This is a genomic window from Alsobacter sp. SYSU BS001988, from assembly GCF_054796215.1.
On record NZ_JBTAMK010000001.1, the window covers coordinates 469,552 to 483,029 of the forward strand.

At 70.7% G+C, this 13,478-nt stretch carries 15 protein-coding genes and 1 pseudogene; 14 read left to right on the forward strand and 2 right to left on the reverse strand.

Annotated features, from left to right (window positions below; translation table 11 throughout):
* The first annotated feature begins 192 nt into the window (after positions 1 to 192).
* The 11 genes and pseudogenes from dnaK (at position 193) to ACYVO7_RS02090 (ending at position 8,968) form a co-directional block, all read left to right on the forward strand.
* Positions 193 to 2,106: a molecular chaperone DnaK gene (gene dnaK, locus ACYVO7_RS02040; protein WP_460448182.1), complete on the forward strand. Its 1,914-nt coding sequence runs from the start codon at positions 193 to 195 to the stop codon at positions 2,104 to 2,106.
* Positions 2,107 to 2,284: 178 nt separating this feature from the next.
* Positions 2,285 to 3,415 (forward strand): molecular chaperone DnaJ, encoded by a 1,131-nt coding sequence (gene dnaJ, locus ACYVO7_RS02045; RefSeq protein ID WP_460448183.1) that lies wholly within the window; start codon positions 2,285 to 2,287, stop codon positions 3,413 to 3,415.
* A 103-nt stretch (positions 3,416 to 3,518) separates the two neighbouring features.
* Positions 3,519 to 4,139, forward strand: a pseudogene (locus ACYVO7_RS02050) (class I SAM-dependent methyltransferase); the annotation flags it as partial.
* Positions 4,140 to 4,439: 300 nt separating this feature from the next.
* Positions 4,440 to 5,036 carry a histidine phosphatase family protein gene (locus ACYVO7_RS02055; protein WP_460448184.1) on the forward strand — a complete coding sequence of 199 codons (597 nt, stop codon included), beginning with the start codon at positions 4,440 to 4,442 and terminating at the stop codon, positions 5,034 to 5,036.
* Complete coding sequence (gene pyrF / locus ACYVO7_RS02060) at positions 5,033 to 5,737, forward strand: orotidine-5'-phosphate decarboxylase (protein ID WP_460448185.1); 705 nt, start codon at positions 5,033 to 5,035, stop codon at positions 5,735 to 5,737. Before ACYVO7_RS02055 ends, pyrF begins: the two co-directional genes overlap by 4 nt.
* Positions 5,738 to 5,817: 80 nt before the next feature.
* Positions 5,818 to 6,120 carry a DUF1330 domain-containing protein gene (locus ACYVO7_RS02065; protein ID WP_406856097.1) on the forward strand — a complete coding sequence of 101 codons (303 nt, stop codon included), beginning with the start codon at positions 5,818 to 5,820 and terminating at the stop codon, positions 6,118 to 6,120.
* Positions 6,117 to 6,422, forward strand: a complete 306-nt coding sequence (locus ACYVO7_RS02070) for a DUF1330 domain-containing protein (protein ID WP_460448186.1) — start codon at positions 6,117 to 6,119, stop codon at positions 6,420 to 6,422. Before ACYVO7_RS02065 ends, ACYVO7_RS02070 begins: the two co-directional genes overlap by 4 nt.
* Positions 6,419 to 6,874 (forward strand): GNAT family N-acetyltransferase, encoded by a 456-nt coding sequence (locus ACYVO7_RS02075; protein ID WP_460448187.1) that lies wholly within the window; start codon positions 6,419 to 6,421, stop codon positions 6,872 to 6,874. The genes ACYVO7_RS02070 and ACYVO7_RS02075 overlap by 4 nt, the downstream gene beginning before the upstream one ends.
* A 93-nt stretch (positions 6,875 to 6,967) precedes the next feature.
* Positions 6,968 to 7,774, forward strand: coding sequence for a 4-hydroxy-tetrahydrodipicolinate reductase (gene dapB / locus ACYVO7_RS02080; protein WP_460448536.1), 807 nt, complete (start codon positions 6,968 to 6,970; stop codon positions 7,772 to 7,774).
* A 31-nt stretch (positions 7,775 to 7,805) separates the two neighbouring features.
* The gene (locus tag ACYVO7_RS02085) at positions 7,806 to 8,426 is read left to right on the forward strand and encodes a 2,3-bisphosphoglycerate-dependent phosphoglycerate mutase (protein ID WP_460448188.1); all 621 of its coding nucleotides are present in this window, start codon (positions 7,806 to 7,808) and stop codon (positions 8,424 to 8,426) included.
* Positions 8,427 to 8,455: 29 nt separating this feature from the next.
* Positions 8,456 to 8,968, forward strand: coding sequence for a GNAT family N-acetyltransferase (locus tag ACYVO7_RS02090; protein WP_460448537.1), 513 nt, complete (start codon positions 8,456 to 8,458; stop codon positions 8,966 to 8,968).
* Between the two features lie 13 nt (positions 8,969 to 8,981).
* Here ACYVO7_RS02090 and grpE read toward each other — a convergent pair whose 3' ends face one another.
* Positions 8,982 to 9,629, reverse strand: coding sequence for a nucleotide exchange factor GrpE (gene grpE, locus ACYVO7_RS02095; RefSeq protein ID WP_460448189.1), 648 nt, complete (start codon positions 9,627 to 9,629; stop codon positions 8,982 to 8,984).
* 98 nt (positions 9,630 to 9,727) lie between these two features.
* Positions 9,728 to 10,942: a penicillin-binding protein activator gene (locus ACYVO7_RS02100; RefSeq protein WP_460448190.1), complete on the reverse strand. Its 1,215-nt coding sequence runs from the start codon at positions 10,940 to 10,942 to the stop codon at positions 9,728 to 9,730.
* 143 nt (positions 10,943 to 11,085) lie between these two features.
* On the opposite strand from ACYVO7_RS02100, the gene rsmI reads away from it, so the two are divergent.
* From rsmI to gshB, 3 genes are all read left to right on the forward strand, one after another.
* Positions 11,086 to 12,009 carry a 16S rRNA (cytidine(1402)-2'-O)-methyltransferase gene (gene rsmI / locus ACYVO7_RS02105; protein ID WP_460448191.1) on the forward strand — a complete coding sequence of 308 codons (924 nt, stop codon included), beginning with the start codon at positions 11,086 to 11,088 and terminating at the stop codon, positions 12,007 to 12,009.
* Between the two features lie 2 nt (positions 12,010 to 12,011).
* Complete coding sequence (locus ACYVO7_RS02110; protein ID WP_460448192.1) at positions 12,012 to 12,392, forward strand: YraN family protein; 381 nt, start codon at positions 12,012 to 12,014, stop codon at positions 12,390 to 12,392.
* A gap of 121 nt (positions 12,393 to 12,513) precedes the next feature.
* The gene (gene gshB, locus ACYVO7_RS02115; RefSeq protein ID WP_460448193.1) at positions 12,514 to 13,461 is read left to right on the forward strand and encodes a glutathione synthase; all 948 of its coding nucleotides are present in this window, start codon (positions 12,514 to 12,516) and stop codon (positions 13,459 to 13,461) included.
* The last annotated feature ends 17 nt before the right edge of the window (positions 13,462 to 13,478 follow it).

Here is a 13,478-nt window from a genome sequence, read left to right on the forward strand (position 1 = left end):
CGGGCGGAACCGGTTCGCCGTCTCGCCTTGCAGGCCCGTTCAGCCCTCCTTATATACCCGGCGACTGCGGGAATACCCGCCAAACCTAGGGGATCTGGCTCTCGGTCCCGCCTCGGTCGAGGCGTGGCGGAAAGCCTTCAGCCGGAGCGCTTTCGGGGCTCGGCGGTCTCGCCGCAAAAGGGGACTACCACCATGGGTAAAGTGATCGGAATCGATCTTGGAACCACCAACTCGTGCGTCGCCATCATGGAAGGCACGACGCCGAAGGTGATCGAGAACGCCGAGGGCGCGCGCACGACGCCGTCCATCGTGGCGTTCACGGACGAAGGCGAGCGCCTCGTCGGCCAGCCGGCCAAGCGCCAGGCGGTGACGAACCCCGAGCGCACCTTCTTCGCCATCAAGCGCCTCATCGGGCGCACCTATGACGACCCGATGACCCAGAAGGACAAGGGCCTCGTGCCCTACAACATCGTGCGCGCCGGCAATGGCGACGCCTGGGTGGACGCGGACGGCAAGCAGTATTCTCCCTCCCAGATCTCGGCCTTCATCCTGCAGAAGATGAAGGAGACCGCGGAGGCGTTCATCGGCCAGCCGGTCACCCAGGCGGTGATCACCGTGCCGGCCTACTTCAACGACGCCCAGCGCCAGGCCACCAAGGACGCCGGCAAGATCGCCGGACTCGAAGTGCTGCGCATCATCAACGAGCCGACCGCGGCCGCGCTCGCCTATGGCCTCGACAAGAAGAAGACCGGCGTGGTCGCCGTGTACGACCTCGGCGGCGGCACCTTCGACGTGTCGATCCTGGAGATCGGCGACGGCGTGTTCGAGGTGAAGTCCACGAACGGCGACACCTTCCTGGGCGGCGAAGACTTCGACATGCGGCTGGTCGAATATCTGGCCGAGGAGTTCCGGAAAGAGAACGGCATCGACCTCAAGAAGGACAAGCTGGCCCTCCAGCGCCTGAAGGAGGCCGCCGAAAAGGCCAAGATCGAGCTGTCCTCGGCCCAGCAGACCGAAATCAACCTGCCCTACATCACGGCGGACGCGTCCGGGCCCAAGCATCTCACGCTGAAGCTGACCCGCGCCAAGTTCGAGGCGCTGGTGGACGACCTCGTCCAGAAGACCATCGAGCCCTGCCGCAAGGCCCTCAAGGACGCCGGCCTGTCGGCGGGCGAGATCGACGAGGTGATCCTCGTCGGCGGCCAGACGCGCATGCCGAAGGTCCAGGAGATCGTGAAGCAGTTCTTCGGCAAGGAGCCCCACAAGGGCGTCAACCCGGACGAGGTCGTGGCCATCGGCGCGGCGGTCCAGGCGGGCGTGCTGCAGGGCGACGTCAAGGACGTGCTGCTTCTCGACGTGACGCCGCTGTCGCTCGGCATCGAGACGCTGGGCGGCGTGTTCACGCGCCTGATCGACCGCAACACCACCATCCCGACCAAGAAGGGACAGGTGTTCTCCACCGCCGAGGACAACCAGACCGCCGTGACGATCCGGGTGTTCCAGGGCGAGCGCGAGATGGCGGCCGACAACAAGCTGCTCGGCCAGTTCGACCTCGTCGGCCTGCCGCCGGCGCCGCGCGGCGTGCCGCAGGTCGAGGTGACCTTCGACATCGACGCCAACGGCATCGTCAACGTGTCGGCCAAGGACAAGGCCACCGGCAAGGAGCAGCAGATCCGCATCCAGGCGTCTGGCGGACTCAGCGAGACCGACATCGAAAAGATGGTGAAGGACGCGGAGGCGCACGCCTCCGAGGACAAGAAGCGCCGCGAGCTGGTGGAAGCCCGCAACCAGGGCGAGAGCCTCGTCCATCAGACCGAGAAGACCGTGGCCGACCTCGGCGACAAGGCCGCGGCCGCGGACAAGTCGGCCATCGAGGGCGCGATCGCGGCCCTGAAGACCGCCATCGCGGGTGAGGACGTCGAGGCCATCAAGGCCCGGACCAACGACCTCATGCAGCTCTCGATGAAGCTCGGCGAGGCCATGTACGCGGCCCAGCAGGGCGGCGGCGAGGCGGGCGAGCAGGAAGCCGGCGCGGAGAAGAAGGACGACGTCATCGACGCGGACTTCCGCGAAGTCGGCGACGACGACAAGAAGAAGCGGGCCTGATCGTCCGTTCCGGAGAACAGGCGTCCCCCGGCCCGGCCAGGGGGCGCCAAATCTCTCACACTCTTTGAAAGCTTGCCTTGGACGCGCCGCGTTCATGTTGCAGGCGCTGTGATTCTGTGGCGCTGTAGGTTGACGGCCCCTGGGGCCGAATTCCTCTGCACGACCGTGCCGGACATCCATGGCCAAGACAGATTATTACGAACTGCTCGAGGTCAGCCGCACCGCGACCGAAACGGAGCTGAAATCCGCCTTCCGCAAGCTTGCGATGAAGCATCACCCGGACCGCAATCCGGGCGACAAGGCGGCCGAGGCGAAGTTCAAGGAGCTCAACGAGGCCTACCAGGTTCTCTCCGACGGGCAGAAGCGGGCGGCCTATGACCGCTTCGGGCACGCCGCCTTCGAGAATGGCGGCGGGGGCGGCCCGGGCTTCGGCAATGATTTCGCCTCCTCGATGGCCGACATCTTCGAGGACCTGTTCGGCGACTTCACGGGCCGCGGCGGGCGCCAGCAGGCCAACGGCCGCGAGCGCGGCTCGGACCTGCGCTACAATCTCGAGATCACCCTCGAGGAGGCCTATGCGGGCAAGACCGCGACCCTCAAGGTCCCGACCTCCATCGCCTGCGAGGCGTGTTCGGGCACGGGCGCGAAGCCGGGCTCCAAGGCCAAGCAGTGCCCGACCTGCGGCGGACATGGCCGCGTGCGGGCGAGCCAGGGCTTCTTCTCCATCGAGCGCACCTGCCCGAGCTGCCACGGCCGCGGCGAGGTGATCGAGGACCCGTGCCGCTCCTGCGGCGGGGCCGGCCGGGTGACGCGCGAGCGGACCCTGTCGGTCAACATCCCGGCGGGCGTCGAGGACGGCACCCGGATCCGCCTGGCCAACGAGGGCGAAGCGGGGCTGCGGGGCGGCCCCAATGGCGACCTCTACATCTTCCTGTCGCTGAAGGCGCATGCGTTCCTGCAGCGGGACGGTTCCGACCTGTTCTGCCGCGTGCCGGTCTCCATGGTGACGGCGGCGCTCGGCGGCGAGGTCAGCGTGCCGGTGCTCGACGGCGAGCAATGCACCGTCAAGGTGCCGGAGGGCACCCAGACGGGCAAGCAGATCCGCATCCGCGGCCGCGGCATGCCGATCCTGCGCTCGCGCGACCACGGCGACCTCTACATCCAGGTGGTCGTTGAGACGCCGCAGAAGCTCAGCAGCCGCCAGAAGGAGCTCCTGCGCGAGTTCGAGACCGAGAGCTCCAAGGACACCCAGCCCGAAAGCGCCAGTTTCTTCGCCAAGGTCCGGGATTTCTTCGGCGGGGCGGAATAGGCCGCCTCGCTCGTCGACGCGCCGCGCCGGTCCGCTTGCGAAAGTTGACCGCCTCAGCCCACGCTCCTAAGTGTGGGTGTCGACAGGATCGCTGGAGTTCCCCTTGCAGCCGCAAGCTCGACGTCCCAAGGCCAAAGCCAAGGAGGCCCGTTTCCACGGGCCCCTGGGCAGGCGGCTGCAGGACGAGGCGCGGTTCCTCAAGAGCTGGCTCGACAATCCGCTGCTGACCGGGGCGATCGCGCCGTCCGGGCCGGCCCTCGCCCGTGAGATGGCCTCGCTGGTCGACCCGTCGCAGCCCGGCCCCGTGATCGAGCTCGGGCCCGGCACGGGCCCCGTCACCGAGGCCCTGATCCGGCGCGGCGTCGCGCCCGACCGGCTCATTCTCGTCGAATTCGACCCGGAATTCTGCAAGCTCCTCGCCCGCCGCTTCCCGCGCGCCCGGATCGTCCAGGGCGACGCCTACGCCATCGACGAGACGCTGCGGGGATTGCTCCCCGCCCCGGCCGCGGCGGTGGTGTCGAGCCTGCCGCTGCTGACGCGCCCCGAAGCCGAGCGGGCGCAGCTGCTCGTGCGGGCCTTCGGGCTGATGGCGCCGAGCGCGCCCTTCATCCAGTTCACCTATGGGCTGACCTCGCCCGCGCCGCGCGGGCCCGGCGTGGCCGCCGAGGTGTCGCCTCCGGTCTGGCTCAACATCCCGCCGGCGCGGGTGTGGGTCTATCGCCGGGCGGACGAGGCCACGCTGGAGGCCGCCCGCGCGCCGCGCCGGGTCGACGCCGCCTTCATCCGGCGCCTGAAGGCCCACACGGACCGGGTGCGGGACGATCTGCTCGACGGCGCCGACAAGATGAAGCAGGCCTGGGAGGAGCGCTCCGACCGGGTGCTGCGCGACGAGCGCGTGCGTCCCACGCTGGAGCTGCTGCGCCGCATCAACGCCCATATGGAAGGCCCCGACGCGCATGTGGCGGCGGACGCGCAATTGCGCGCGCTCAGGACGCGCCAGCACGCCCGCAAGGGCTGAGCCCGCGTGCCGACGGTCTATTACGTCAGCCATCCCCAGGTCCGCATCGACCCTTCCGTCCCGGTCCCCCGGTGGTCCCTGTCGCCTCTCGGGCGCGAGCGGCTGGCCGCCGTCGCCGGCCGGCCCTGGGCCGCGGCGCTCAAGGCGATCATCTCCTCGGACGAGGTCAAGGCGGTGGAGACGGCGATGCTGCTGTCGGAGGCTTCCGGGGCCCCGGTGACCGTGATGGAGGGGCTTCACGAGAACGACCGCAGCGCCACCGGCTTCCTGCCCCCGCCGGAGTTCGAGGCGACCGCCGACGCGTTCTTCGCTCGCCCGACGCACAGCGTGCGCGGCTGGGAGCGCGCCGTCGACGCGCAGGCCCGCGTGCTTGCGGCCGCCCGGCGCGCGCTCGACGCCGCCCCGGCGGGGGACGTCGCGCTCAGCGGGCATGGCGGCGTCGGCACGCTGCTCTCCTGCGCCCTGAGCGGCGTCCCGATCGACCGCAGCTTCGATCAGCCCGCGAATGGCGGCGGCAACGTCTTCGCCTTTGACAGGGCCACCCTGCGCGTGCTCCACCGCTGGCGCCCCATCGAGGACGCCAGAATCGGAGAGCCCGAATGACCGGAGCACAGAACCCGCGCGACCGCATGATCGTCGCGCTCGACCTGCCCAGCGTCGCCGAGGCGCAGGCCATGACCGAGCGGCTGGGTGACAGCGTCGCGTTCTACAAGGTCGGGCTCGAGCTCATCTACGCCGGCGGGCTCGACTTCGCCAAGCGGCTCATCGGCGACGGCAAGAAGGTCTTCCTCGATCTGAAATTCCACGACATTCCCAACACGGTCACCCGCGCCACGGAGCAGATCGCCCGGCTCGGCGCGACCTATCTGACCGTCCACGCCTATCCGCAGACCATGAGGGCGGCCGTCGCCGCCAGCCAGGGCTCCGGGCTCAAGATCCTGGCCGTCACCGTGATGACGTCCTACGACGACGCGGACCTCGCCGAAGCCGGCTACGGGCTGGCCGTGAAGGATCTGGTGGCGCGCCGCGCCCGCCAGGCCCGCGACCTCGGGGCCGGCGGGTTGATCCTGTCGCCCGAGGAGCTTGCCGCCATCAGGCCGCTGGTGGGCCCGGGCGTCGACCTCGTCACGCCGGGCGTCCGGCCGGCGGGCGCGGCGCTGGGGGACCAGAAGCGGGCCGCCTCTCCGGCCGCGGCGATCCGAGCCGGGGCGGACGCGCTGGTGGTGGGCCGGCCGATCACGCAGGCCGCGGATCCGCGCGCCGCCGCGGATGCGATCGTCGACGAGATCGCCGGCGCGCTCTGAGCGCCTCTGCGCGATTGACCCCGCGTCCCTGATGGGCTTGGCTGCCCGGATCGGGGCGAAGACCCCGCGAGGATCATGATATGCCCAAGGGATACATCGTCGCCCGTGTCGACGTGGACGACGCGGACCAGTACGCGCTCTACGCCAAGGGGGCGCTCGAAGCCATGCGGATCCATGGCGCGCGCATCCTGGCGCGAGGCGGCCGAAGCGAGGCGCTGGAAGGCGAGGCCCGCAAGCGCAACGTCATCCTGGAGTTCGAAAGCTACGAGCAGGCCCGGCGCTACTACGACTCGCCCGAATACCAGGCCGCCAAGAAGCACCGCGAGGGCGTCAGCCGCGGCGAGTTCCTGCTGGTCGAAGGCTTCGATGGAGAGCAGCCGTGAGCAAGGGCTACTGGATCGCGCATGTCGAGGTGACCAACCCCGAGGAGTACGAGAAGTACCGGGCCGCCAACGCCGAGGCCTTCGCTAAATACGGCGCGAAGTTCCTGGTGCGGGGCGGCCCCTTCGAGGTGGCCGAGGGCGGCGCCAAGTCCCGCAACATCGTCATCGAGTTCCCGACCTACCAGCAGGCCGTGGACTGCTTCCACTCGCCCGAATACAGCCGCGCCCGCGCCTTCCGCAAGAACGCGGCCTATTCCGACCTGATCATCATCGGCGGGTATGACGGGCCGCAGCCCTCGTGAAGCGCGAACTCGCGGACGGGCTCTCCATCCGCTACGCGGAGGGATCGGAGTCCGACGCGCTCTTCGCGCTCGCGGCCCGGTCCGGCCATCCGGTCGACCTGCCGATGCTGGAGGCTCTCTCGATCGCCGGGCGGGGCTTCGTGGCGGTCCGGGACGACACCGGCGAGTTCGTCGGGGTGGCGGCGGTCGGCGACATCGACGGCATGATGACCGTCGAGACGCTCGCGGTGGCCCCGGACGCGCGCCGGCAGGGGGTGGGTTCGGCGCTGGTCACCACCGTCGAGGAATATGGCCGCTGGGCCTATTACGCCTCCGTCCTGGCCGTCCCGCAGGACGCGGAGGCGGCCGAGTTCATGTTCCGCCGCGGCTACCTGGCGCTGGACGAGGCCCGGACGCCCGACGCCGTCGCGCGCCTCGGCCATGGCCGGCCGGTCGTGACCAAGCGCCTCTGAGTCGGGGGCTCGCCCGGGCCGCGCAAGCCGGGTCCCTTTTGGCCGGAAATGCTCTATACCGGCGCGGTTGAGAGGAGTTCAGCCATGTCCGAGATGCGTCTCGTCGTCGTCGGCGCCGCCGGGCGCATGGGCCGGATGCTGGTCAAGACCATCCACGAGACCCCCGGCGCGACGCTGTGCGGGGCGGTCGAGCATGCCGGCTCCATCGCGCTGGGCCAGGACGCCGGGCTCCTCGCCGGGATCGGCGAGACGGGCGTGCGCATCGTGGACGATCCCCTGCCGGTGTTCGCCCAGGCCGAAGGCGTGCTCGATTTCACCAGCCCGGCGGCGACCTCCGGCTTCGCGGAGTTGGCCGCGCAGGCCCGCATCGTCCATGTCGTCGGGACCACGGGCCTCGACGCGTCCGACATGGGACGGCTCGAGGCCGCGGCCCGGCACGCGGTGGTCATCCAGTCCGGCAATATGAGCCTCGGCGTGAACCTGCTGGCGGCGCTGACCCGGAAGGTCGCGCGGACGCTGGGGGAAGAGTTCGACATCGAGATCGTCGAGATGCATCACCGGGCCAAGGTGGACGCGCCGTCCGGCACGGCGCTGCTGCTGGGCGAGGCCGCCGCCTCGGGCCGCGGGATCTCGCTGGCCGAGCGTTCCGACCGCGGCCGCGACGGGCAGACCGGCGCGCGAAGGGCGGGCGACATCGGCTTTGCGGCGCTGCGCGGCGGCACCGTGGTGGGCGAGCACAGCGTCGTCTTCGCCGGGCCGCATGAGCGCCTCGTCCTCACGCATCTCGCCGAAGACCGCAGCCTGTTCTCGCGCGGCGCCGTCCGGGCCGCCCTGTGGGGCAAGGGCCGCAAGCCCGGCCTCTACGGAATGGACGACGTGTTGGGCCTCGGCGACATCTGACACCCTTTCCACGCATCGGAGACACCGCCCCATGGATCGACTGCTCGTCCTCGTCCGCCACGGCCAGAGCGACTGGAACCTGAAGAACCTGTTCACCGGCTGGAAGGACCCCGGCCTCACCGAGAAGGGCGTCGCCGAGGCGAAGGCGGCGGGCCAGCGGCTGAAGGCGCTGGGGCTGTCCTTCGACATCGCCTTCACGTCGGCGCTGACGCGCGCGCAGAACACCAACGACCTGATCCTGGCCGAGCTCGGCCAGACCGGGCTCCAGACCATCCGCGACCAGGCGCTCAACGAGCGCGACTATGGCGACCTCTCCGGCCTCAACAAGGACGACGCGCGGGCGCGCTGGGGCGAGGAGCAGGTGCATGTCTGGCGCCGCAGCTACGACGTCTCGCCGCCCGGGGGCGAGAGCCTCAAGGACACCGTCGCGCGCGTGCTGCCCTATTACTGCCAGGAGATCCTGCCGCGCGTGCTGCGCGGCGAGCGCGTGCTGGTGGCCGCGCATGGCAACTCGCTGCGGGCCCTGGTGATGGTGCTCGACCGCCTCACCCCCCAGACCATCCCGTCGATGGAGCTCGATACGGGCGTGCCGCTGGTCTATCGACTGAACGCCGACTCCACCGTGGCCACCAAGCAGGTCCTCGCCGCGTGAGCGAGGCCGGCGCCCCGCAGGCCCGCGCCATGCAGGTGCGGACGCTGGAGGCCGCGGAAGCCCGGGCCAGGATCCCGGACCTCGCGGCCGTGCTCGTCGACTGCGTCGAAGGCGGCGCGTCGGTGAGCTTCATGGACGGTTTCTCGATGGCCGAGGGAGTCGGCTTCTACGCCGAGGTCGCGGCGGCCGTGGAGGCCGGCGAGGTCGTGCTGTTCGGCGCCTTCGACGGCGACCGGCTGGTCGGCACGGTGCAGCTCGCGCCCTCCGGCAAGCCGAACCAGCCGCATCGCTGCGAGATCATGAAGCTCCTGGTGCGCCGCGACAGCCGGCGCTTCGGCCACGCCGAGCGCCTCATGCTGGCGGCCGAGGCGCACGCCCGGGCGCTGGGCCGCACCATGCTGACGCTCGACACCCAGCTGGAGGGCGACGCGGCGCGGCTCTACGACCGCCTGGGCTACCGGCGCGTCGGCGTCATCCCCGGCTACGCGCTCTGGCCGGACGGGCGGCCCTGCGACACGCTCTTCTACTGGAAGCCGATCTGACCGGCGCGGCGGCTCACGCCTGGCGGTCGACGCCCGCGCCCGCCGGCTCGCCGCCGTTCTGCCCGGGCTTCGGCCCGCCCTTGGCGACGCCCACCAGCGCCGGCCTGAGCACGCGATCGCCGATCACGAAGCCGGACTGCACGACCTCGCGCACCGTGCCGTTGGGGACGGACGGATCCGGCACCTCGAACATGGCCTGGTGCAGGTTGGGGTCGAACTTCTCGCCCTTGGGCTCCAGCTTGCGGATGCCGTGGCGCTCGAGCGTCTTCAGAAGATCGCGCTCGGTGAGCTCGATGCCGTCGATCAGCGCCTTCAGCGGACCTTCGGCTCCGGCGGCGGCCTCGGCCGGCAGCGCCTCCAGGGCGCGCCGCATGTTGTCGGCCACGGTCAGCATGTCGCGGGCGAAGTTCGTCGTGGCGTAGACGCGCGCGTCCGCCACCTCCTTCTCGGTCCGGCGACGCAGGTTCTCCATCTCGGCCAGCGTCCGCAGGACCTTGTCCTTCAGGCCCGTGTTCTCGGCGTTCAGCGCCTCGATGACCGAGTGGACGTCGCGCTCCGCGTCCGCGCCCTGCGCCGAGAATTCGGGCGCGCCCTCCTGGCCGGCGGCCGGCGACGAAGCGGATTCGGGGGACTTGTCGGTCTGCGGATCGTGATCGGTCATGACTGTCGCTTGTACACGCAATGGACGGGGATGGGGCGCATATCAGGCCCCGCAGCCCAAAAATCAAGGGCGGAAGCGCGCCGTCGGCGGCGCCGACCTCAGGCGCCCGGCGTGAAGGAGCGCGGCGCCGGGCTGATCACGCTGGCCGATCCAGCGCCGACCTGCAGCACGGCGAGCCCGCGCTGGCTGACGCCGTCCTGCCGGAAGCGGAACAGCCCGTCGGTGCCGATGATGCCGTCCGGGTTGGTCAAAGTGGGCTCGCTGAAGGCCTGGGCCCCGTATTTGGCGTTCAGCGCATTGACCAGGAACACCGCGTCATAGGCCAGCGTGGCGATGCGGGTGGGATCGCTGCCGAAGCGGGCGCGGTAGCGCGCGGCGAAGTTGTTGAATCCGGCCTTGTCGGGAGCGGCGAACCAGCCGCCCTGCAGGCCCTTGGCGGCGAACACGCGCGGGTCGTCCCAAAGCCCGGTGCCGAGAAGCTGCATGCGCGCGCCCGCCACCCCATTGGCGGCCAGGGCGGCGCCGACGAGGCCCATGCCGTCGCCGCCGTCCGGAACGAACAGCGCGTCGGCCTGGTCGCCCAGGGCGGCGATCCGTTTGGCGGCCGCCTCGATGGACGCGCGATCGGGATTGTAGCGATCCAGCGCCGGCACGCGCACGCCGCGCCGGGCCGCGGCCTCCTGGAAAGCGGCGGTCACCACCGTGCCGTAGGCGGTGTTCGGGATCATCGCGGCGATCGAGCGCTTGCCCTTGGAGGCCGCGAACTCGACGATCCGGTCGACCTCGGATTCCGGCATGAAGCTGAGCAGGTAGACGCCGCGCGACGCGGCGCCGGCGTCGGTCGAGAAGGCGATGACGGGCTTGCCGGCCTGCCGGGCGACCTGGCCGGCGGCCTGCACGGAGGGAGCGAAGAGCGGTCCGACGATGACCTCCGCGCCCTCGGCCAGCGCCTGCTGGGCGGCGTCGCGGGCGCCGTCGGGCGCGCCGCGGTCGTCCTTGACGAGCAGCGCGACATTGGAGTTGGAGAACTCGGCCACCGCCATGTCGGCGGCGTTCTTCAGCGAGTTCGCCGCCACGGCCGCGTTCCCGCCGCCGGTGAGCGGAAGGATGAGGCCGACCCGCAGCTTCCCGGCCTCGATGGCGGGCGCCTCCGGGGCGGGCGCAGGGGCGGGAGCGGCGCCGAGCGAACCGATGCCCGGCATGGAGCCGACGCAGGCCGAGGTGAGGGCGGCGGCGAGGCTGACGGCGGCGAGCCGGGCGAAGATCCGCGCGGACCCGAACGGCCGAATGGCCGGCGTCGCTATCCAGGACACGTCAACCTCCTCGCCTGCCCGATCGCCCGCACGGACGGCGGACCCCCGCTCCGATGACGGAACATCGTCCTGTCTAGCCGCTGGGGGGCCTTTTGCGAACCCTGCGCCGCGTGCGATGGTCGATCCAACCGGGAATCGAGGCAATGGCGCAACACACGCATCAGGGATCCGGGGCCGACAGGCCCTCCGGGTTCACCGCTTTCGGCATGCGGGCGGAGGCCACGCGCCTCGGCCCCGGGCTGCATGTCGTCGCCACGCCCATCGGCAACCTGGGAGACGTCTCCTTCCGGGCGCTCGGCACCCTGGCCGCCGCCGCCGCCGTGCTGGCGGAGGACACGCGCGTGACCAAGACGCTCCTGGCGCATTACGGCATCACGACGCCGCTGGTGGCCTATCACGAGCACAACGCCGAGGAGATGAGGCCGCGCATCCTGGCCCGCCTCAAGCAGGGCGAGCCGCTGGCGCTGGTCTCCGACGCCGGAACGCCGCTGGTGTCGGACCCCGGCTACAAGCTCGTGCAGTCGGCTTTGGCGGAGGACATCCCGGTCACCACCGTGCCGGGGCCATCGGCGGTGCTGGCCGCGCTGGTGGTGGCCGGCCTGCCGACGGACCGCTTCTTCTTCGAAGGCTTCCTGCCGCCCAAGAGCGTCGGGCGCCGCGAGCGGCTGGAGATCCTGCGGGCCATCCCGGGCACCCTGGTGTTCTTCGAATCGCCCCGCCGCGTCGCCGAGATGCTGGCCGACGCGCGCGACGTGCTGGGCGACCGGCCCGCCGCGGTCGCGCGCGAACTGACCAAGTTCTACGAGACGGTGCGCCGCGGGCCGCTGAGCGAGCTCGCCGCGCGATACGCCGGGGAGGACGCCCCGAAAGGCGAGATCGTGGTCCTGATCGGCCCGCCCGGCGCCGAGGCGGCCCACGAGGCCGGCGACGACGAGGCCATCGACGCGAAGCTGCGCGAGCATCTCGCCAAGCTCTCCGTCAAGGACGCGGTCGCGATCGTCGCGCAGGAGACGGGGCTGCCCCGCAAGCGCGTCTACGGACGCGCGGTGATGATCGTCAAGGAGTGACCATGCGCCCTCGCCGCGATCCGTCCGCACGCCGGGCGGCTCTGCGGTGGGGATTGCGCGCTGAGGTTGCCGCTGCGCTGTTCCTGCTCGCGAAAGGCTACAGGATCGTGGCCTGGCGCTATGGCGGCAAGGGCGGCGAGATCGACCTGATCTGCCGGCGCGGCGACACCATCGCGTTCGTGGAGGTGAAGGCGCGGGCGACCCTGGACGCCGCCGCCGTCGCGATCGGAGCCGAGAAACAGAGGCTGTTCGGCCGGGCGGCCCGGCGCTGGCTCGCCCGCAACGGCTGGGCCATGCGCTTCACGCTGCGCTGCGACGCCGTCCTGCTCGCGCCCTGGCGCTGGCCCCGGCATATCCCCGACGCGTTCACGATGCAGGACTGAACGGGCCGGAGCCTTGCGCCGGCGCAAAGCCGCGGCGGGTTGCCTCCGCGCCTGAACCGGACGAAGGTGCCGCCGAACCGTCCAGCCCGGCCCCGCGCCGCCGCCGATGCAGGAGTACCCCATGTCGCTGACCGTGGCCGTCCAGATGGACCCCATCGAGCGCATCAACATCGCCGGAGACTCCACCTTCGCGTTGATGCTGGAGGCGCAGGCGCGCGGCCACACGCTCTTCTACTACACGGCCGACAAGCTCTCGATGCGGGACGGCCGGATCACCGCGCCCGCCTTCCGGATCGAGGTGCGGGACGTGAAGGGCGACCATTTCAGCCTGGGCGACGCCGAGCGGCTCGACATCGGCCAGATGGACGTGGTGCTGCTGCGCCAGGATCCGCCCTTCGACCTCGCCTACATCACCACCACCCATCTCCTGGAGCGCATCCATCCCAAGACGCTGGTGGTCAACGATCCGGCCCATGTCCGCAACGCGCCGGAGAAGATCTTCGTCACCGAGTTCCCGGACCTGATGCCGGCGACGCTGATCACCCGCGACATGGACGAGATCAACGCCTTCCGGCGCGAGTTCGGCGACATCGTGATGAAGCCGCTCTACGGCAACGGGGGCGCGGCCGTGTTCAAGGTCGGCCAGAAGGACCCGAATTTCGGCTCGCTGTTCGACCTGTTCTCGGTCACCTTCCGCGAGCCCTGGGTGGTGCAGCGCTTCCTGCCGCAGGTCAGCGAGGGCGACAAGCGCATCATCCTGGTCGACGGCGAGCCGCTGGGAGCGGTGAACCGCGTTCCGGCTGAGAACGACATCCGCTCCAACATGGTGCGCGGCGGGGCGGCCGAGACCACCATGCTGTCGGACCGCGAGCGCGAGATCTGCGAGCGGATCGGGCCGCATCTGCGCAAGATGGGCCTGCTCTTCGTCGGCATCGACGTCATCGCGGGCAACCTCACCGAGATCAACGTGACGTCGCCGACCGGCCTGCGCGCCATCAAGCGCCTGGGCGGGCCCGACCTCGCCGTCTCGATCTGGGAGTGCATCGAGGACAAGGTCGGGCGGAGCTGAGGCGCGTCGCGTAAGTC